Raw genomic sequence first — 18,289 nt, 5'->3', positions numbered from 1 at the left:
CGTCGGAGCGCGGGATACTTGGGCGCATGCGGTACCCGCGGTGCGTGGCCCGTCTCGCGGTCGGGCTGGTGCTGGTGCTCGTGACCGCCGTCGGCTGCAGCGGTAGCGGTGGTGACGGCGCCGAGCCGGCGCGTACGGATCCGCCGGCGTCGAGCAGAGCAGATGGCGGCAGCCCTAGCGCCACCACACTCGCCCCCTCCCCCACCCCCGCCGACCCCGTCTCCCTGCCGGCCCTGATCCAGCGCGAGCACCGCGGCTCCGACCTCCGCCTCGGGGCCGTACGCGTCCGCACCGACGCCTACACGCAGTACGCCGTCACCTACCGGTCCAACGGCCTGAAGATCTCCGGCATCCTGAACGTCCCCACCGGCAAGGGCCCCTTCCCCGCGCTGGTCCTGGCGCACGGCTACATCGACCCGGACGTGTACGCGACCGGCCAGGGCATGCCCCGGGAGCAGGACCTCCTCGCCCGCAACGGCTACGTCGTCCTGCACACCGACTACCGCAACCACGCGGGCTCCGACGACGACCCCGACAACGACGTGAACCTGCGCCTCGGCTACACCGAGGACGTCATCGCCGCCGTCCACGCGCTGCGCTCCGCCGCCCGCCCGGACGTCGACGACGACCGGATCGGCCTGATGGGGCGGTCGATGGGCGGTGGGGTCGTGTACAACACGCTGGTCGTGGCGCCCGGCCTCGTCGACGCCGCCGTCGTGTTCGCGCCGGTCAGCTCGCGCCCCGAGCAGAACATCGACCACTTCCAGCGCTCCGAGGGCGACCCGCTCGTCGCCGAGATCGAGGCCGCGCACGGCACCCCCGAGGAGAACCCCGAGTTCTGGCGGCAGGTCTCGCCGATCACCTACGTCGACCGGGTCACCGAGCCCCTGCTGGTCCACCACGGCACCGCCGACGACACCTGCCCCCTGGGCTGGACGAGGACGACCGTCGCGGCGTTCGAGGCGGCGGGCAAGGACGTGGAGCTGCGGACCTACCGGGGCGAGGGGCACACGTTCGGGCCACGGTGGCCGGACTCCATGGCGGCGACGACGGCCTTCTTCGAGCGCCACCTGCGCTGAGACCCGCTCAAGCCCCGCTCGTGGTGCGGCGGGTGTGACGCACCACGCACAGCGAACCGCAAGTTTTTTCGCGCGGCGGTGATTGTTTCGCGCGTCCCGTCCGTACCTCTTGGCGTAGCAGCCGTTCATCTCTGGAGGCACGATGCCCATCTCGCGCCGCATGGTAGGAACCGTCTTCGTGGGAGGCGCCCTCGTCCTGACCCTCTCCGCCCTTGCCTACCCGGCCATGCTGGGCGTGGAGACCACCTCCGCCAACCAGGACCGCGTCATCGCCAACACGCAGTACGGGCCGCTGACCGAGGCCGACCGGGACTTCGTGGTCAAGGTCCGCGCGGCCGGTCTGTGGGAGCACCCGCTGGGCATGATGGCGATGGAGAGGGGCACGACCCCGGAGATGAAGGAGGCCGGGGAGCACCTGGTCGTCGGACACGCCCGGCTCGACCTCGCCTGCCGCAAGCTCGCGTCCGAGTTGAACATCACGCTGCCCAACCAGGCCAGCCCGCAGCAGCAGCAGTTCGTGGCGACGGTGGATTCCAAGACGGGCAAGGAGTTCGACGCCACGGGTGTCGCGATCATGCGGGTGACGCACGGGCAGATCTTCCCGGCGATCGCGAAGATCCGGGGCACCACGCAGAACAGCTTGGTCCGTCAGCTGGCCGACCTGGCGAACGACACCGTGCTCGACCACATGACCGTCCTGGAGAAGACGGGGATGGTCAACTTCGACGCCAACAACTTCCAGCAGACCTCGCCGCCGAAGCTCCCGAAGGACCAGATGACGCCGCCCGCGCCCCAGCCGGGCTCGCCGGTCCTCACACTGGCGATCCCGAAGGGCCTGGAGGACCTGAACACCGCGTCCCCGTCGGCGCTGCCGAGCGCGGACGTCAAGTAGCGGACGCCGAGCAACAACGCCTGCTGCGCCCCGGAGAGTTCCTCCGGGGCGCTGTCATGCGCGCCGGGGTGCCGTCTCGGCCCGTCTCGACCCGTCTCCTCAGCCCGTCTTCCGCCCCCACGGCGTGTCCAGCCGCTCCCACTCCGCGCCCCACTCCTCCAGTCGGCGCCGCTCCAGCCCCAGCCGTACCACCCAGACCGAGCCGAGCACGAGGCCTGCGGTGGCCGCCCCGGCCAGGAGGCCTCCGGCGACCGAGTGCAGCTGCATCTCGCTCTCGGAGAGCGGCTCGCCGGCGATGACGCCGTTGCGGTCCGTCCACACCTCGACCTTGCTGCCCGCATGCGTCTTGGGCGGTACCCGCGCCTCGTCCGTGTGGGTCGTGCCGTCCGGGTCGGTCCAGCGGACGGTGGTCCACACGAGATGGTCGGTGGTGACCCGCGAGGCCCCCGGATCCTCCGCGTCCGCGACGAGTACGGCCGTCACCTTGCGGCTCTCGGCCCGCTGCTGCTCCGCGGAGGCCACGACCGCGTCCGCCGCAGCGATGCCCGCGAACAGGGCGGCACCCAGCGCGAACAGCCACCCGCACAGCACGACCCAGGCTTCGATGACGTCGCTGCGCCGCCTCAGCGGGCTGCGCCGCCATCGCCACAGCCGCACCTTCGAACATCCGGACGCAGCCATGCCGACACCCCCTTGAGCACCGACAGCACTCCTCCAGTGTGCGCCCACGTGCGGTCGGGCGCGCGTGCTCAGCCCGCTGTTGAATGCACCATGCAGGAGTGATCAGCTCGCGGTGCGCCGGATCCGTCCGGCGTACCGCTTCTCCAGCTCCAGGTTTGCCTCGAACCCTCCCGGCACATTGGCCGAGACGTACACCGGCGGGCGTTCCCCGGCGGCGATGAGCAGGGCGGACGCCTCGGCCACGGCCATCTGTACGAGCATCACGCCGGTGAGCGTGGACAGGGCGCACACCGCGCCGCCGCCCGGCAGCTCCAGCAGTGCGTCGCCGCGAGGGGCCGCGTTGTCGAGGACCACGTCGGCGAGGTCGGCGAGCTTCTTGCCGCTCGCGTGGCCCGCCGGCACGGCCCGGGTGTGGGCGAGGGAGGTGATGGCCAGGATCCTGTGGCCCTGCCCCTTGGCGTGCAGGGCCATCTCCACGATCACGTTGTTGACGCCGGAGTTGGAGACGATGACGAAGAGGTCCTGGGCGCGCGGGGCGGCCAGGTCGTAGATCTGGGCGGCCACTCCGGGCTCGCGCTCCAGGAGCGGGTCGTCGAGGACGCCGGGCGCGGCCCCGCCGTACAGGACGAGGTCGGCGATGCTGAGCCGGTTGGTGGGCACCAGTCCGCCCGCCCGACCGGCGACTTCGAGGACCGTCGCCTGGGAGTGACCGGTACCGAAGGCCTGGATGACACCGTCCGCTCGTACGCAGTCGGCGATGAGCTCGGCCGCGCGGGCCACGTCGTCGCGGGCGGACTCGGTCAGGCGGTCGAGGACGGTCATGCTCTCGCGCACGAAGCGCTGGGCGCTCACGGACTCGTCGGACACGCGTCACTCCCCACTGATGGATTGAACCACCCTGTACAACTCAGTCAGTGAATCACTGAATCACAGACCGTCGGCCCGGGGCAATGAGCGGCCTCATCTCGGTCCTGGTATTCAAGTTACGGGCCAAACGGTGGCTGGTACCTTCTCCCCATGCCCTCGACGGACGTCACCACGCTGATCCGCACCGAGTTGCCCCGGCTGGCCGGTTCCCTGCGGAAGGTCGGCGAACTGATCCTGGAGGATCCGGCCGCCGTCACCCACTGCTCGGCGGCCGAGCTGGGCCGCCGCACCGGCACCTCCCAGGCGACGGTGACCCGGTTCTGCCGGGCCATCGGGCTCGACTCCTACCAGCATCTGCTGATCGAACTGGCCCAGGAGCGCGGCCGCGGCGAGGTCTCCGACTGGGGCAGCGCCGAGATCGGCCCCGACATCTCGCCCGACGACAGCCTGGAACGGGTCGTGCAGGTCGTCGGCAGCGCGGACCTGCGCGCCATCCAGCAGACCATCGAACGGATCGACCTCGACGCGCTGGAGCGGGCGGCCCAGGCCCTGGCCCGCGCCCGCCGCATCGACGTGTACGGCGTGGGCGGCAGCGGCGCCGTGGCCCAGGAGACGGAGACGCGACTGTTCCGCATCGGCTGTCAGGTCCGCGGCTGGACCGAGGTGCACGGGGCGGCCACCTCGGCGGCCCTGCTCACCCCGGCCGACGTGGCCATCGGCATCTCCCACTCGGGTGCCACGCGCGAGACCCTCGAACCTTTCGAGATGGCCAAGGAGCGCGGCGCCACCACCGTCGCCATCACCACCGACCCGCGCTCACCGCTGGCCAAGGCCGCCGACATCCGGCTCATCTCCGCCACCTCGGAGACCAGCTTCCGCACCGGCAGCATCGGCGGCAGGCACTCCGTCCTGATGATCGTCGACTGCCTCTACGTCCGGGTCGGCCAGGTCTCCTACCAGCGCGCCAGCGCCTCACTCGCCCTGACGGACCACATCACCCCGCAGCACGCGGTGAAGAATCGCCGGGCACGCTGAAGCCGACCGAAATGTATGACTGAACCACGTTGGACACGTGAAGGTGGCTGCTTCGAAGGTGGCTGTTTGAATCATCCCCCCGCGGCCAGGCGGTGCGGCTGCGCGCTGACGCCGCTCAACTCCCGTACCCCAGCCGGGCGAGGCACACGGCGCCCAGCGAGCCGTCGGCCACCCGGTCGGGGGTGAGGCCGAGGAGCCGGAGCCGGGCGGTGAGCGGCTCGGTGAGTGGGCCGTCGTCGCCGAGGAGACCGCCGGTGGCGACGATGCGTTCGCCGGGACGTGGTTCGAGGGCGCGGACTGTGCCGGTGAGGTGGTCGGCGGCCGCTTCGAGGATGCCCGCGGCGACGGCGTCCTCGTGCCGGGCCGCCTCGGCGACGAGCGGCGCGAGCCCGGCCAGTTGGACCGGCGGCCGGTCCATCACGGCGGGGAGCAGGCGCATGCGGTAGGCCTCGCGCCGGGCCCGCGTCCAGGATCCGCCGGCGTACGGGTCCGCCGTCTCCCCCGGCAGAACGTCCTCCGGCACCCCTAGCTCCCGCCCCACCGACGCGGCCAGCGCCGTCGGCCCGCCCCGTCCGTCCGCCATGCGCAGCGCCGTCCGTACCGCCTCGCGACCGATCCAGAAGCCGCTGCCGTCGTCGCCGAGCAGCCAGCCGTCGCCGCCGGCGGTCTCGGTGCACACGCGTGAGGTGATGCGCACCGCGACCGCGCCGGTGCCGGCCACCAGGGCCAGGCCGTCGGCGGGGTTGCCGGGCGCGGCGGCGAAGGCGGCCTCGACGTCGCTGTGGATCTCGACCGTGTCGGTGCTGATGCCGAGCCTGCTCAGCGCGACGGTGAGGGCGGCGTGCGCCTTGACCCGGCCCGGTTCGTCCGGGGCGGTCCGCGAGGCGCCGGCGAACCCGCCGGCCACGGCCACGACTTGACCGCGCAGCTCTGCCGGCACGGCGTGCGCGAGGGCCTCGGCGAGGTGCTCCGTGAGCAGCGCGCCGGGGACCGTCAGGGCGTTGCCGGGACCGGAGACGCCCTCGCCCTCGGGCTCACCGTCGCCAAGGGGCGCCAGGACGGCGCGGGTGCGGGTGCCGCCGGCGTCCAGGCCGACGACGTACGCATGCGCCCTCCCGGGCGAATCTTGGTTCAAATCACTATTCATCGACGACCATGGTGGTTGATGCATTCGTAAGGGACAAGACCGAGAGCCGGCCCGTAGCCCGGAAGAGCGGGCCCGGCCCGAGGAGGATCCCATCCACACGCTCCGATTCGGCGTCAACCACACGCCCCGCCACGGCTGGTTCGTCTCCCAGCACGCCCGGCGGTGGTCCAGGCCGAGCGGGCCGCGGACGCCGAGTACCTGACGGCCAGGGGATCAAGGAGGTCGTACGGCCGTCCTGAGCGCTGTGGCCCCGTCAGCTCTCAGTGCCGTCGGTGACGCCCGCCAGCGCCTCGGCCACCGCCCGCAGGTTCACGCGGCCACGCCCGTACGAGCACAGCGCACCGCCCTCCGGCAGCCCGGTGTCCACTCGCACCGCGTCTGGCCGCCGCTTCAGCAGGGCGTCCCGCAGCCGAACCTGCCAGGGGTGCAGCCCGGCGTCGCAGGTGGCCACGACCAGCGGGGCGGATCCGCAGCGGCGCAGCATGCCGTCGACGAGTTCGGCCGGGTCCGCCGGGTCCCCCGTGACCGCCGTGCCGGTGGCCGCGGGGTCGACCGCGCGTGTCTCGGTCAGCAGGTCCTCGCCGCCCCAGTTGAGGGCGGGGTGCGGCGGCGGGAACAGGTCGACGACATGGGCGCCGCGCACGGGGGGCGGCACGCCCCGGCTCCGTACGGCCCGGCGGGCGGCCTCTCGTCCGGCGCCGGAGTCCCAGTCGGCCACGTCGGCCGTGGGGGTCGCGTACCGCTCGGCGAGCCGACGCACCCGTCCCGCGGCCTCTTCGATCCGTTCCTCGGCGAGCTGACCGGTCCGCAGCGCGTCGAGCACGGCGTCGCGGCAGTCGAGGGTGACGTTCAAGTCGCCCACGGCGACGATCACTTGGTCCGCGCCGGCGGCGAGTGCGATGCGCGCGCCGGCCGCCTCGCCGTACTGGTCGGCGATGGCCTTCATCTCCAGCGCGTCGCTGACGAGGACGCCGTCGAAGCCGAGGTCGTGGCGGAGCAGGTCGCCCAGGACGCGGCGGCTGAGCGTGGCGGGGCGGTTGGGGTCCAGCGCCGGGAACACGACGTGAGCGCTCATCAGCATCGGTACGCCCGCCGCGATCGCCGCGCGGAACGGTTCGAGGTCGGCGCGCAGTTCGTCGTACGGCCGTGGGTCGACGGCCATGCCGTGGTGGCTGTCGGTGGCGGTGCCGCCGTGGCCGGGGAAGTGCTTGGCGCACGAGGCGATGGAGCGGGCCTCGGTGGCGGTGATCCAGGCGCGCAGATGGCGGGCGGCGAGCTCGGGGTCGGCGCCGAAGGACCGGGTGCGCACGATCGGGTTGCCGGGGCGGTGCTGGAGGTCGGCCACGGGGGCGTAGGAGGCGGTGATGCCGAGGGTGGCAAGGTGCCCGGCGAGTGCGTCGGCGCAGCGGGCGGTGAGATTCGGGTCGTCGACGACGCCGAGGGCGTAGGAGCCGGGGACGTCCGGGGCGGCGGCACCGACCAGGTGGCCGATGCCGCCGCCCTCGTTGTCGATGGCGACCAGGAGGTCCGGGCGTATCGCGCGCAGCTCGTCCGTGAGGCGGCGCACCTGCCCCGCGTCACGGACGTTGCGGGTGAAGAGGATGACCCCGCCGAGGCCACGGTGGATGAGGCCCTTGAGCGTGTCCGGCACGCTCGTGGCGCCGTCGAACCCGGCGACGAGACAGCGGTGGGCGGCTTCGTCCAGGTCGGCGGGGAGGCCGGCCGACCGGGGTGATGCGTGCTCGAAGTGGCTCACCCCGGCAATGCTCTGGCTGGGTCAGCCTAAAGTCAACCTTTCGATGGCTGGCTGATTCAACAGTGGGTCTTCACGTGGACAGCTTCTTCGCCTTCCCCACGGCTTCCGCCAGCCGTTCGAGCACGGGCGCGTACCCGGCGTAGCTGAAGCGCTCCTCCATGGCCCACGGCACGGTCTGCCCCGCCTTGACCGCGGGCAGCTGCCGCCAGGTCGCCTTCTCGGCGAGTTGCTCCTCGCTCATCGACGAGGAGCGGTTGTCGACCATGATCAGGTCCGCGTCGTACTTGTCGGCGTTCTCCCAGCTCAAGAACTCCCAGAAGCCCCACTCATCGGACTTCTCCCCCTCCACGAACGCCACGCCGAGGTCCTTGTAGTAGTTCAGGTCGACGTAGGAGTCGGGGACGGCGATGTAGAACTGCTCGTCGTCACCGGTGACGGCCATGACCTTCAGCCCCTTGGTGGCTGCGGCCGCCTCACGCAGGGTCTCGACCGCCTTGTCGAAGCGGGCCCTGGCGTCCGTCACCTTCTTCGCCTTCAGGTCGGCACCGAGCGCCTCGGCGAGTTCGGCGGTGCGCTTGAGCGGGTTCAGCAGGGAGGTGCGGGCGACGCTGATGCCGACGCTGGGCGCGAGCGCCTCGATCTTCTTCCGGCTCTCCTGCGGGACATACCAGAGGTCGGGAGCCGGGAACATGTTGCTGATCAGCAGATCGGGCCCCAGCGCCGCGTACTTCTCGACGTTGAACTGCCCCCAGTCCGTACCGAGGCTCGTCAGCTTCGCCACGTCCATGTCGCCGGCCTGGGGGTTGGGCTTGCCGTCGACCGGCTCGGTGGGCCCGAAGACGCCGTCGCACTCGATGCCGTAGTCGTACAACGCCGCCGCGGTACTGACGAAGGCGACGGCCCGACGAGCTCCGGCGGTTCCTCGCCACCTTGGACGAGCAGACGGCCCGCCACCCCGCCCACGTCAGGTCCCGACTGGCACCGGCCCTGGCGGGCCTGGCCCTGGTCGCAGACGGCGGCAGCTTCGACACGGACGGCACGGCGGACCAGGGTCGCGCACGCCGGTTCCTGGGGTGGAGCACGGAACGGCACTGGATGCGGTGAGGGCGGGGCGCGGGGGCGAGGGCTGAGGCCGCGGCGCGGTCCGGCATGCAGCCGTCAGCCGTTACGGGGACGGGGACGGGGACGGGGGAGATCAACCCCCGCGCCCAGCAGCCCCTCGAACCCCCTTGGCGCGAGCGGCGGCAGAGGCCGCATCCCCGGTCGCGTCGCCCGCCCGCCGACGTCGCTTCGGCTGCCGGACACCACGGCGTCATGCCGGACGGGCACGTTTCCCACGTCCCCTCCTGCCTCGCCCTCAAGCCGTCCGCCCGCGCCCGCGTGGGTGTGACGCGGAAGGACGACCGCGCCGTGTCCTCGCTCCCGCTCAGCGATCTCCCCGGACCGCTGCCCGCCTGCCCCACTCCCGCCGCCACCCCCACGTCCGTCCGTCCCCGCCCCCGCTTCTCCCCCGCACGCCTCGTCCGCCACGTGCTGACGCTGCTCCCGCTCGTAATGATCGGGGGCTGGGCGGTGACCGACTGGCACACCGTCCAGGACGGCGCCCTCCGGCTCGCCTCCGCCGACCCCTGGTGGCTGCTGGCCGGCTTCTTCTTCACGTGTATGGGCTGGGTGACCGCCTCGGTCGTCCGCCAGGGATCCATACCGGAACGCCTGCCGCCGGGCCTGCTGGTCGCGTCGCAGTTCGCCGCCGGCGCCGCGAACCACGTACTGCCGGCCAGCATCGGCGCCCACGCCGTCACCCTGCGCTTCCTGCAGCACTGCGGCATCCCCTTGGCCCGGGCCACCGCCTCACTCGCGCTGTACTCGCTGGTCAAGCCGATCGCGAAGACGGTGGTCCTGCTCGGCTTCCTCGTGGCCTTCCCCGAGCTGCTGAACCTGGGCGAACTCGTCCCGGACGAGCGGACGTTGCTCCTGGTTGCCGGAGGCGTGACGGCCGCCCTCATCACGGCGGTCGTACTCGTGACCACCGTACGACCGCTGCGCCGCCCCCTCCTCGGCTTCGTCCGCACCGCCCTGACCGACGCGCGGATCCTGCACACCCGGCCCAGCCGCGTCCTCGCCCTCTGGGGCGGCGCCGCCGCCACCCCGCTGCTCCAGGCAAGCGTGATCGCCTCGGTCGGCTTCGCGCTGGGCCTGCCGCTGTCGTGGACGCAGGTGACCCTCGCACTCCTCCTCGCCAGTACCGCGGTCGGCGCGGTCCCGGCGCCGGGCGGCATCGGCCCCGTGGACGCGGCCCTGGTGTTCACGATGGTCACCTTCGGCGCCCCGATGAGCCTGGCCGCGGCCACCGTCATCGGCTACCGCGTCCTGACGGTCTGGGTACCTCTGCTGCCGGGCGCCCTGGTGCTCTCCGTCATGGTCCAGCGCAAGCTGCTCTGACCCGCCCGCCCGGGGGCGCCCGCCGCAGCCGCCCGGCATCGTCGGAGCCCATTGAATAGACGCGACGACTAGTCTAGTCTCTTGAGTAGACGCAACGGTAAGTCTTGTCTCCGACCTGTACGCGTCTTCCTGTTCAACCGCTCATGAGAGGCCACACCCGTGGGGAATCCGACCGTCCGCGCCATGGACCGGACCAGCGCACCAGAGAGGGTGAAGGGCGGCGGGCTCGCCGTGTTCAGCGTGGCCTTCGCCTTATGGATCACCATGGCGGGCACCACGGCGCCGACCCCCCTCTATCCGCTCTACGGCGAGGAGTTCGGCTTCACCCCCTTCACCGTAACCGTGGTCTTCGCCGTCTACGCACTCGGCGTCGTCCTCGGGCTGCTGGTCTTCGGCCGACTCTCGGACCAGGTGGGACGCCGTCCCGTGCTGATCGCGGCCACCTTCCTGTCCGTGTGCGCCGCGGCCGTCTTCCTGATCGCCGAGAACCTCGGGGCCATGCTCGTCGCCCGCGTGATCTCGGGCTTCTCGGCGGCCCTGGTGACCGGCGCGGCCACCGCCTCCCTCGCCGAACGGCTCGGGCCGGACGCCCGCGTGAAGCCCGCCACCCTTGCGCTGTTCGCCAACATGGGCGGCCTGGCCTGCGGCACGCTGCTGGCCGGCATCCTGGCCGACGCCGCCCCCTCCCCACTGCGCACTCCCTGGGTCGTCATGCTCGCGCTGGCCGCCATCGGCATGCTCGGGGTCATGGTGAACGGGGAGAGCTCCGCCCACCGGTCCGGCTTCTCGCTCCAGTTCCAGCCGCTGCACGTGCCGAGCGAGATCCGCTCGGACTTCCTGCGCTCCGCGATGGCGGCCGGTTCGGGCTTCGCGGTGCTCGGCGTCCTGACGGCCGTGACCGGCCTCTTCCTCGGCACGGTGCTGCACGAGACCAGCCACGCCCTGACCGGCCTCGTGGTCTTCGTCGCCTTCGCCTGCACCGCCTTCGGACAGCTCCTGGTGCGCACCCTCAAGCCGGCCACCGCCCTGCCCGCGTCCTGCCTGGGCCTGATCGTCGCCGCGGGCCTGATCGCCGCCTCGATGGCCACCGGCACCCTGGCCCCCCTGCTCATCGGCGCCGCCGTCAACGGACTGGCGACCGGCATCGCCGTCGGCCACGGCATCGGCAGCATCACCACGCGCAGCGCTCCTCAGCACCGCGGCGCCTCGGTGTCCACGTTCTTCGCCATCCTGTACTCGATGCTCGCCGTGCCCGCGATCGGCGTGGGCGTCCTGATCCGCGAGACCAGCCTGCGCCCGGCCGGTGAGACGTTCAGCGCGGTGGTCGCCGCGCTCTCCCTCGGCGTACTGCTCAGCCTGGTGCGCACCGGCCGGAAGACCGCCTGAGTTGGGTCCCCCGCACAGCGGTTCACCCCGGCGCCCTGTGCCAGAATCTCCCCACACGCACGACTCGAAAGGTTGACGGGACCATCAGCGCCACGCGGAAGCCAAAGCCGGCCTGCGAACAGAACCCGGTCATCAGCCGAACCGGCCCACGCCGCAGCGAGAGCGTCCGGCTCGCGGTACTGCACGCCGCCGACGATCTCCTCGTCGAGCGGGGGTTCACCGGCCTGACCATCGAGGGCATCGCCCAGCGCGCCGGCGTGGCCAAGCAGACGATCTACCGCTGGTGGAAGTCGAAGGTCGACATCCTTCTGGACACCCTCATCGACGACGCCCGAGAGGCCCTCGAGTGGCGGACGGACGAGTCCGCGAGCGCCGAGGAGGCCCTCGCGTCCCATCTGCGGCGCGTGGCCGACTTCTTCGAGGAGCCGGCGGGCCAGGTACTCCAGGCCCTGCTCGGCCAGGCCCAACTGGAGAGCGACACGGCCGTGTCGCTGCGGGAAGGCTTCCTGAAGGAGCAACGCGAGCGCGACGTGACCGGCCTGCGCGAACTCCTCGCCCACGACCACGAACTGGTCGTGGACGAACGGACCCTCGATCACCTGGTGGACCTGCTGCTCGGCCCGCTGTACTACCGCGTGCTCGTGTTCGGCGCAGCCATCGACCAGGAGCTGGTGGACTCCACGGCCCGGCTCGTCCTGACCCTCGCCCGCGAGTCGTCGTCCGCGTCCCGCTGACGGACCGTTGCAGATGAGTGGCCCCCGGCGCTTCCCGCCGGGGGCCACTCTCACATGCTTCACTCAGTGCAGGCTGATGCAACCGTTCCTGATTCCCGAGATGACGGCCTCGGTACGTGAAGCGGCGCCAAGTTTGATGAAGATCGAGTGCAGGTGAACCTTCACGGTGCGCTCGGAAATTCCGAGCGCCCTCCCTACCATCCTGTTGGAGTATCCCTCCTTGATGCCATCAAGGACCTGGCACTCGCGCGGTGTGAGCATCGAAGCCGACCTCGGCGCTAACCCCTCGGACCCCGGACGGGATACGCGAGACATGTGTTCCCCCTGTCATGCAATGGTCATCAGTCACCCAGGCAACGATTGCGCGTTGCGGAATAATTATATGGCTGAGATTCAATCACGGCATCAAACGTGGGTTACCTCACACGTGAAGTTGTATCTTGAAACTCTTAGCGGTGAGGCAATTCCATTCGGTGAAAGTGTAGGTTGCACACAACGCACTGGATTAATAACCGGGTGGTCAATAGAGTGAAGCCCGGAGGTGAGCCGATGCTCATTCACCGCAAACGGCGAAAAAATCACTTACTCTATCCGGCGGGCTGCCTCGTCTTCTCCGCCGGCGCCTATCTCTTCATCCACTCGGATCTGGGCACCGACCCCCTCGACGTGTTCGCGCTCGGCCTGATGGAGCACGTGCCCGTCACCGTGGGCCTCTCCCAGGCCACGGTGGCCGCGATCTGCCTGGCCGTCGTGGCGGCCTGGAACCGGACCCGCCCCCTGCTGTCCCCCCTCTTCACCTTCTTCTTCTGCGGCAGCGTCATCGACCTGCTGCGCTGGTCGGACCCTGCTCGCGACCTGCCGATTCCCTCCCCTGGAGTCCTCGCGGGCGCGGTCCTGCTCTGCGCGTACGGCTCGGCCCTCATCATCATGAGCGGCTTCGGCATCCGGGCCATCGATTTGCTGGCCCTCACGATGACCAGCAAATGGCGCTGGCCCTTCTGGACGACGAAAGGGCTCATCGAGGCCTCCCTCATGACCCTCGGATTCCTTATGGGCGGACCACTGGGAATCGGGACGATCTGTTTTCTTGTGGGGGTCGATCTGCTTATCCAGCCCCTCATCAGAGTCAATTCAAAGGTGATCCGGAGCAATATTCCGGATACCCTCGGAAGCCCCTTCAGGGAAGTACGGACATGACCTCCTCACTTTTCTCGCCGCGCATTCAGGACGTAGTGAATCGCATTGCGTCCGAGCAACTGCGGATCGACGAAACAGAACAGCCGAAACTCCTCGAAAAGATAAAGAAGCGCGAGATTCCCTGGACTCCTGAGGAACTCGTGGCCGCGTGCGCCGGCGGTTACTACGCCGCCCCGGCGGCCATCGGCCGGATGCTCTACACCTGTGTCCGCGCCATGCGTCCGCACACCGTCTTCGAGTTCGGCACCTCGTACGGATTCACGGCCATCCATATCGCGGCGGCCCTGCGCGACAACGGATCGGGAAAGCTGTACACCGTGGACCTGCACGCCGGAAAGTGTCTGGCGGCCCGGGACAATCTCACGTCCGCCGGACTCGACGAATACGCCGAAGTCATCACCGGTGAGGCGGTGGCCGTGGTCTCCTCGTTCTCCCGTCCGATCGACTTCCTCTATCTGGACGGGTGGGTGGATTTCTATCTCGACGTCGTCCGCGCCGCCGAACCCCGGCTCCGTGCCGGTGCCCTGGTGCACGCGGACGACACCGAGAAGTTCGCGGCCGGCGCCCGCCCCTATCTCGACCACGTCCGCGATCCCGCCAACGGCTACGTCTCCCTCGGCATCACCGACGGCCAGGGCCTCGAACTCTCCACCTACACGGGCCCGTCCGAACGGGCCCTCTCATGACCGCCGCCCCGTCGGCCGACCCCGTGCAGTCCACGGCCGCGCGGGGCGGTGCACTTCCCGGTTCGCGCACGGCCGCCGCCGCCCTCGGGATGTGCGTCATGCTGGTGTTCGGCCTGGGCGCGAGTGTGAACCTGGCGGTCGGCCGGCTGGCCACCAGCGCGCTGCACCCGACGCCGACCCAGGTCCTGTGGATCGTCGACAGCTATCTCATCGTCTTCGGCTGTCTGCTGATCCCGAGCGGTGCCCTGGGAGACCGCTTCGGCCGCAAGGGGGCCCTGCTCGCCGGCCTGGCCCTGCTGGTCGTGGGGTCCCTCGGATCCGCCGTCTCCCCCACCGTGCCCCTCCTGCTCGCGGCACGAGCGGTGACCGGTGCCGGTGCCGCCCTGATCCTGCCCAACAGCCTCCCGCTGCTGATCGGTTGCTACGCACCCGACAAACGCGGCCATGCCGTCGCGCTGTGGACCGCGCTGAGCGGCGGCGGCGGTGTTGCGGGCAACGTCGTGGGCGGTGCCGTTCTCCAGTACTTCGACTGGCAGGCCCTGTTCGCGGTCGCCGCTCCCCTGGCCGCGTTCGGTCTCGCGGTGGCCGCGAGGTCCCTGCCCCGGGCCGAACGCCATCACCACCCCGTCGACACGGGCGGGGTGCTCCTCCTTGTCGTCACGGTCTTCTGCGTGCTGTTCGGCATCATCGAGGGCGCGGAACTCGGCTGGGCCTCGCCCGCCGTACTCCTGGCCCTCGCCGCCGGAGCGTCGTTCCTCCTGCTCTTCTGCCGTCACGAACTCCGCCGCGCGGAACCGATGCTGGACCCCCGGGTGTTCCGCCGTCCCGGCATGCGCGCAGGCACCCTCGGCATCGTCGTCTCGTTCATCGCGATGTACTCGGTGTTCTATCTCAACGGCCAGTACCTGATGAACGTGAAGGGGTACCCGGCCGCGCTGGCGGGCCTGGGCACGGCACCCCTGGCCGTCGTGATCTTCCTCGTCTCGCCGCGTGCCGCCCGGCTGGCCGACCGGCACGGACCCCGCCCCGTCGTCGCCTGCGGACTGCTGCTCGTGGTCGCCGGACTGGGGCTGTTCTCCCTGTGCGGACCGGGCACGCCCTACGTGCTCTACGCCGGGTGCATCGTCGTGGTCGGTGTCGGCTCGGGGCTGTCCAATCCGCCGCTGTCCAACGCCGTCGTCACCTCCGTGTCCGTGCGGCAGGCAGGGGTCGGCTCGGGCATCAACAGCTTCAGCCGGGAGATCGGCGGAGCGCTCGGATTCGCCGTCTTCGGCACGCTGCTCAACATCCGGTTCACCGACGCCCTCCCCGCCCGGCTGCGGCAGCTGAAGGACGACTCGGCCGGCGGGCAGGCCCTGGGAACCACCCTGCGCGGGGCGCGGCACCTCGGCTCCGACGACGCCGCGCGGCTCGCCGCTCAGGTGCGCGAGGCGTTCAGCACCGGTATGGCCGAGTCGTTGCGGGTGATCGGCGTCGTGCTGCTGCTGGCGGCGCTGCTGGTCGTCAACTGGCTGCGTCCGCACGACGCACAGCAGAACTCTTCTCGGGAGAAGCATTGAGCGCCACCGGCATCGAAGACTCCGGCCACGACCGGGAGTGGGCCGACGGGCTGGCAGGCCCCTGCGGGCCGGCCGTGGACATGCGGCTGCTGCCGGCCCTGGACGCCCTGCTCCAGGAGGGGAGCGTCACCGGAGCGGCCGAGCGGCTCGCGCTGTCCCCGCCCGCCATGAGCCGGGCCCTGTCCAAGATCCGCCGCGCCCTCGGCGACCCCGTCCTGGTCCGTGCCGGACGCGGTCTGGTGCCCACGCCCAGGGCACTGGAACTCCAGCCGAAGGTACGGGCGTTGATGCGTGAGGCGGAGTCACTGCTCACGCCGAGCAGGCAGGAGGACCTCACCCGGGTCGACAGGACGCTGACCATCGTCGCGGACGAGGCCTACGCGGCGGTTCTGGCGCCGGTGCTGCTGAACCGGGCGAGCGCCCAGGTGCCGCTCGCCCGGTTCACCTTCACCGTGCAGAACTCCCACGGCAGCACACCGCTGCGGGAGGGCGCCGTGGACATCGAGGTCGGCATCATCGACGAGCCCAGTCCCGAACTGCGGATCGAGCCGCTCTTCGACGACCGGTTCGTAGGAGTGGCACGGGCCGGTCATCCGCTCCTCGACGGCGCGGTGACGGCGGAGGCGTTCGCGTCGGTGCGGCACATCAGCGTCTCCCGCAAGGGCCGTATGACGGGCCCGATCGATGCCGCCCTGCACGCCCGCGGGCTGAGCCGGGACGTCGTCGCCGCCGTGCCGAGTTACGGCGAGGCGCTGCTGATGATCCCCGCCGGCGACTTCGTGACGGCGATGCCCCGCTCGCTGGCCGGCAGCGCGCGCGGGGCCGTGGGCGTCGAGGTGTTCGACCTCCCGGTCGAGACGGAGCCCATCAGTATCTGTCAGGCGTGGCATCCCCGGCATGACACCGAGCCGGTGCATCTGTGGCTCAGGCAGGCCGTACGGGCGGCGCTCACCCGGCAGACTCCCGGGGGCCCCGCCGTCCGGGGCGGCTCAGGAGATCCCGGCGAGCGAGCGGCGGACCGGACCGTCGAGCAGCAGACCGACGACTGAGGCCGACGGCGGCACCCTCGGCGCGTCCGACGGACTGCCGGGCCCGACGACGGCGCCGAGGAGCAGCCGGGCCGCGAGTGCGGGTGCGATGTCGCCGCGTACGTCGCCCTGGGCGGCGGCGAGTTCCAGCAGCTCCGTCAGCCGCCGGACCACCGCGTCACGGCAGACGGCATCGGGGGCCTCCCTGCCGGTCCAAGGGTGCGTTCCCCAGAAGAGCGCGTGTCCCGCGGGGTCGCCCGACACCGCGTCGGCCAGTCCGCGCAGCAGTGCGGCGAGGGTCTCCACGGGCCGGTCGTGCGGCGGCGTGCTCGCCGCGAGCAACGCCCGCACGGTGGTGCGTGCCGGCGCCGTCACCGCGTGCAGCAGCTCCGCCTTGTTCTTCACATGGCGGTACAGCGCGCCCTTGGTGACGCCGAGACGGTCGGCGAGGTCGCTCATGCTCGTCGCGTCGTAGCCACGCTCGTGGAACAGCGCCGTCGCGGCCGCGAGGAGGAGCTCACGACCGCGACGACGAGGCGGGGGCGGCGCCCCCGGGGGTGCGCTCACCGTGCCGACCGCCCCCGGCACAACTGGAGCAGGGCCTCGGCGAGTCCGGCGCCGCCCTCGCCCAGTTCCTCGGCGTACCGGCCCCGTATGGCGTGCTCGCGCCCGGCGTCCAGGTGCGTGCCGCCACGACCGGTGCGCAGGCGCTGGATCTCCCGGGACGTCCGCAGCCGTTCCTTGAGCGTGCCGATGAGAAAGCGGTCCAGGTCGTCGATCTGCTCCCGCAGCTGTGCGATGTCCTCGGGTGTGGGCTGCGCGGGGCGGGGCGCCCCGGTGGTGGTCACGTCGGCTGCCTCGGTGGGCATCGTCCTGCTCCCTTCGTACGAGTCGTGGCCGTGGCACAAGTCGTTGGGGTGGCTCGGGTCGTGGGGCCGGGACGGGTCCTGCGCCGCCGTGTACGACCCCAGGGATCTCAGCCCCGGTACGCGCAGCCGGAGCAGTCCGACGGCTCGTGCGGAGGGCGGCTCGTCGGGTCGGCCCGGGCAGTCGGCGAAGAGGAGGGACCCTCTCCCGCCGTCGCGCACGGCGTACAGGGAAACGGCCCGCAGAAAGGGGTGGCGCCGCAGGTCCGCCAGGAGCCCGTCGACGTCCTGCGGCCGCCCGTCGAGCCGCCCGATCATCGAGGTGCGGTCGGCGGGCGCGAGGGCGGGCAGGCCGCGCCCGCCGGAGCGCGCGCACAGCAGGAACCGGGTGGTGGCACCCGCGGTGTCCTGTATCCCGGAGGCGGCGACCCGCAGACCGTAGGGGGCGGCGGTGAACTCTCCGGCCACCGCGGCGTCGCACTCCCCCTCCCGGACCAGGCGCGCCGCCTCGGCGTTGGACGCCGCGGACAGCCGGCGTGCCCGCGGCACCCGGCCGCTGAGCCAGCCGCCGACCTGCCGCAGCGCGTGCGGGTGCCCGCTCACCGTTCGGATCCGGGCGAGTGGCGTTCCGGGCCGGACCAGCAGGGCGAACTCGATGCCCAGCACGACCTCGCGCAGCACGCTCGGCGCGGGCGACTCGGCGAGCGCGCGCAGCGTGTCCGGGACCATCCCCGCCACCGTGTTGTGCACGGGAAGCATGGCGGCGTCGGCGTCTGCCCGGAGCACCAGCGCCAGGGCCTGCGAGGCCGTGGCGGCCGGCGTCAGCCGGGCACCCTCGGCCTCGGGAAGCGAGCGCAGCGCCCGCTCCGTGAAGGTGCCGCGCGGCCCCAGATAGGCGAACCGCCGTTGCGGGCGCGGAGGCCGGTCCATGGCG

The 18,289-nt window shown here is 71.5% G+C and carries 18 protein-coding genes and 1 pseudogene; 11 read left to right on the top strand and 8 right to left on the bottom strand.

Annotated features, from left to right (window positions below; genetic code table 11):
• Positions 1–26 precede the first annotated feature (26 nt).
• Complete coding sequence (locus AB5J55_RS32700; protein WP_369274051.1) at positions 27–1,079, top strand: alpha/beta hydrolase family protein; 1,053 nt, start codon at positions 27–29, stop codon at positions 1,077–1,079.
• Positions 1,080–1,221: 142 nt separating this feature from the next.
• Complete coding sequence (locus tag AB5J55_RS32695; protein ID WP_369274050.1) at positions 1,222–1,971, top strand: DUF4142 domain-containing protein; 750 nt, start codon at positions 1,222–1,224, stop codon at positions 1,969–1,971.
• Between the two features lie 99 nt (positions 1,972–2,070).
• Here the strand turns inward: AB5J55_RS32695 and AB5J55_RS32690 are convergent, their stop codons facing one another.
• Both AB5J55_RS32690 and AB5J55_RS32685 read right to left on the bottom strand, forming a co-directional pair.
• A complete protein-coding gene (locus tag AB5J55_RS32690; RefSeq protein WP_369274049.1) occupies positions 2,071–2,652 on the bottom strand; it encodes a hypothetical protein in 582 nt (193 codons plus the stop codon).
• 102 nt (positions 2,653–2,754) lie between these two features.
• Complete coding sequence (locus AB5J55_RS32685; protein WP_369274048.1) at positions 2,755–3,519, bottom strand: sugar isomerase domain-containing protein; 765 nt, start codon at positions 3,517–3,519, stop codon at positions 2,755–2,757.
• Between the two features lie 150 nt (positions 3,520–3,669).
• On the opposite strand from AB5J55_RS32685, the gene AB5J55_RS32680 reads away from it, so the two are divergent.
• The gene (locus AB5J55_RS32680; protein WP_369274047.1) at positions 3,670–4,554 is read left to right on the top strand and encodes a MurR/RpiR family transcriptional regulator; all 885 of its coding nucleotides are present in this window, start codon (positions 3,670–3,672) and stop codon (positions 4,552–4,554) included.
• A gap of 115 nt (positions 4,555–4,669) precedes the next feature.
• On the opposite strand, the gene AB5J55_RS32675 is transcribed toward AB5J55_RS32680, so the two are convergent.
• From AB5J55_RS32675 to AB5J55_RS32665, 3 genes and pseudogenes are all read right to left on the bottom strand, one after another.
• Positions 4,670–5,689, bottom strand: coding sequence for an N-acetylglucosamine kinase (locus AB5J55_RS32675; RefSeq protein ID WP_369274046.1), 1,020 nt, complete (start codon positions 5,687–5,689; stop codon positions 4,670–4,672).
• Between the two features lie 265 nt (positions 5,690–5,954).
• On the bottom strand, positions 5,955–7,457 hold the full coding sequence (locus AB5J55_RS32670) for a glycoside hydrolase family 3 N-terminal domain-containing protein (RefSeq protein WP_369274045.1): 1,503 nt from the start codon (positions 7,455–7,457) through the stop codon (positions 5,955–5,957).
• 70 nt (positions 7,458–7,527) lie between these two features.
• Positions 7,528–8,340 (bottom strand): annotated as a pseudogene (locus AB5J55_RS32665) (ABC transporter substrate-binding protein); the annotation flags it as partial.
• A gap of 47 nt (positions 8,341–8,387) precedes the next feature.
• On the opposite strand from AB5J55_RS32665, the gene AB5J55_RS32660 reads away from it, so the two are divergent.
• The 4 genes from AB5J55_RS32660 to AB5J55_RS32645 all read left to right on the top strand — a co-directional run bounded on the left by AB5J55_RS32660 (position 8,388) and on the right by AB5J55_RS32645 (position 12,019).
• Positions 8,388–8,561 carry a hypothetical protein gene (locus AB5J55_RS32660; RefSeq protein ID WP_369274044.1) on the top strand — a complete coding sequence of 58 codons (174 nt, stop codon included), beginning with the start codon at positions 8,388–8,390 and terminating at the stop codon, positions 8,559–8,561.
• 306 nt (positions 8,562–8,867) lie between these two features.
• Positions 8,868–9,899, top strand: coding sequence for a YbhN family protein (locus AB5J55_RS32655; RefSeq protein ID WP_369276356.1), 1,032 nt, complete (start codon positions 8,868–8,870; stop codon positions 9,897–9,899).
• Between the two features lie 183 nt (positions 9,900–10,082).
• Positions 10,083–11,285 carry an MFS transporter gene (locus tag AB5J55_RS32650; RefSeq protein ID WP_369274043.1) on the top strand — a complete coding sequence of 401 codons (1,203 nt, stop codon included), beginning with the start codon at positions 10,083–10,085 and terminating at the stop codon, positions 11,283–11,285.
• A 131-nt stretch (positions 11,286–11,416) separates the two neighbouring features.
• A complete protein-coding gene (locus tag AB5J55_RS32645) occupies positions 11,417–12,019 on the top strand; it encodes a TetR/AcrR family transcriptional regulator (RefSeq protein ID WP_369276355.1) in 603 nt (200 codons plus the stop codon).
• Positions 12,020–12,082: 63 nt separating this feature from the next.
• On the opposite strand, the gene AB5J55_RS32640 is transcribed toward AB5J55_RS32645, so the two are convergent.
• Complete coding sequence (locus AB5J55_RS32640; RefSeq protein WP_369274042.1) at positions 12,083–12,280, bottom strand: response regulator transcription factor; 198 nt, start codon at positions 12,278–12,280, stop codon at positions 12,083–12,085.
• Positions 12,281–12,568: 288 nt separating this feature from the next.
• Here AB5J55_RS32640 and AB5J55_RS32635 point away from each other — a divergent pair, with 288 nt between their 5' ends.
• From AB5J55_RS32635 to AB5J55_RS32620, 4 genes are read left to right on the top strand one after another with little or no spacing between them, the layout of a single operon-like run.
• Positions 12,569–13,216 carry a YitT family protein gene (locus AB5J55_RS32635; RefSeq protein WP_369274041.1) on the top strand — a complete coding sequence of 216 codons (648 nt, stop codon included), beginning with the start codon at positions 12,569–12,571 and terminating at the stop codon, positions 13,214–13,216.
• The gene (locus AB5J55_RS32630) at positions 13,213–13,902 is read left to right on the top strand and encodes an O-methyltransferase (RefSeq protein WP_369274040.1); all 690 of its coding nucleotides are present in this window, start codon (positions 13,213–13,215) and stop codon (positions 13,900–13,902) included. The genes AB5J55_RS32635 and AB5J55_RS32630 overlap by 4 nt, the downstream gene beginning before the upstream one ends.
• Positions 13,899–15,461, top strand: coding sequence for an MFS transporter (locus AB5J55_RS32625; protein ID WP_369274039.1), 1,563 nt, complete (start codon positions 13,899–13,901; stop codon positions 15,459–15,461). Before AB5J55_RS32630 ends, AB5J55_RS32625 begins: the two co-directional genes overlap by 4 nt.
• Positions 15,458–16,510, top strand: a complete 1,053-nt coding sequence (locus AB5J55_RS32620) for a LysR family transcriptional regulator (protein ID WP_369274038.1) — start codon at positions 15,458–15,460, stop codon at positions 16,508–16,510. The genes AB5J55_RS32625 and AB5J55_RS32620 overlap by 4 nt, the downstream gene beginning before the upstream one ends.
• On the opposite strand, the gene AB5J55_RS32615 is transcribed toward AB5J55_RS32620, so the two are convergent.
• Together AB5J55_RS32615 and AB5J55_RS32610 are read right to left on the bottom strand one after the other, a co-directional pair.
• On the bottom strand, positions 16,451–17,056 hold the full coding sequence (locus tag AB5J55_RS32615) for a TetR family transcriptional regulator (RefSeq protein WP_369274037.1): 606 nt from the start codon (positions 17,054–17,056) through the stop codon (positions 16,451–16,453). The genes AB5J55_RS32620 and AB5J55_RS32615 overlap by 60 nt on opposite strands.
• Entirely contained in the window at positions 17,053–18,285 is a 1,233-nt protein-coding gene (locus AB5J55_RS32610; protein ID WP_369274036.1) for a chorismate mutase, read from the bottom strand. The genes AB5J55_RS32615 and AB5J55_RS32610 overlap by 4 nt, the downstream gene beginning before the upstream one ends.
• Positions 18,286–18,289: the final 4 nt, after the last annotated feature.

This window comes from Streptomyces sp. R11 (genome assembly GCF_041051905.1).
Lineage (GTDB): Bacteria > Actinomycetota > Actinomycetes > Streptomycetales > Streptomycetaceae > Streptomyces.
Note: the sequence above shows the minus strand (reverse complement) of the source record. Positions and strands in the feature narration are given on the sequence as shown.

What these genes read in the sequence shown, in the direction of transcription:
- AB5J55_RS32630 (WP_369274040.1), top strand. Translation starts at nt 13,213, where the DNA reads ATGACCTCCTCACTTTTCTCGCCGCGCATTCAGGACGTAGTGAATCGC.
- AB5J55_RS32700 (WP_369274051.1), top strand. Translation starts at nt 27, where the DNA reads ATGCGGTACCCGCGGTGCGTGGCCCGTCTCGCGGTCGGGCTGGTGCTG.
- AB5J55_RS32650 (WP_369274043.1), top strand. Translation starts at nt 10,083, where the DNA reads ATGGACCGGACCAGCGCACCAGAGAGGGTGAAGGGCGGCGGGCTCGCC.
- AB5J55_RS32690 (WP_369274049.1), bottom strand. Translation starts at nt 2,652, where the DNA reads ATGGCTGCGTCCGGATGTTCGAAGGTGCGGCTGTGGCGATGGCGGCGC.
- AB5J55_RS32695 (WP_369274050.1), top strand. Translation starts at nt 1,222, where the DNA reads ATGCCCATCTCGCGCCGCATGGTAGGAACCGTCTTCGTGGGAGGCGCC.
- AB5J55_RS32640 (WP_369274042.1), bottom strand. Translation starts at nt 12,280, where the DNA reads ATGCTCACACCGCGCGAGTGCCAGGTCCTTGATGGCATCAAGGAGGGA.
- AB5J55_RS32625 (WP_369274039.1), top strand. Translation starts at nt 13,899, where the DNA reads ATGACCGCCGCCCCGTCGGCCGACCCCGTGCAGTCCACGGCCGCGCGG.
- AB5J55_RS32610 (WP_369274036.1), bottom strand. Translation starts at nt 18,285, where the DNA reads ATGGACCGGCCTCCGCGCCCGCAACGGCGGTTCGCCTATCTGGGGCCG.
- AB5J55_RS32680 (WP_369274047.1), top strand. Translation starts at nt 3,670, where the DNA reads ATGCCCTCGACGGACGTCACCACGCTGATCCGCACCGAGTTGCCCCGG.
- AB5J55_RS32635 (WP_369274041.1), top strand. Translation starts at nt 12,569, where the DNA reads ATGCTCATTCACCGCAAACGGCGAAAAAATCACTTACTCTATCCGGCG.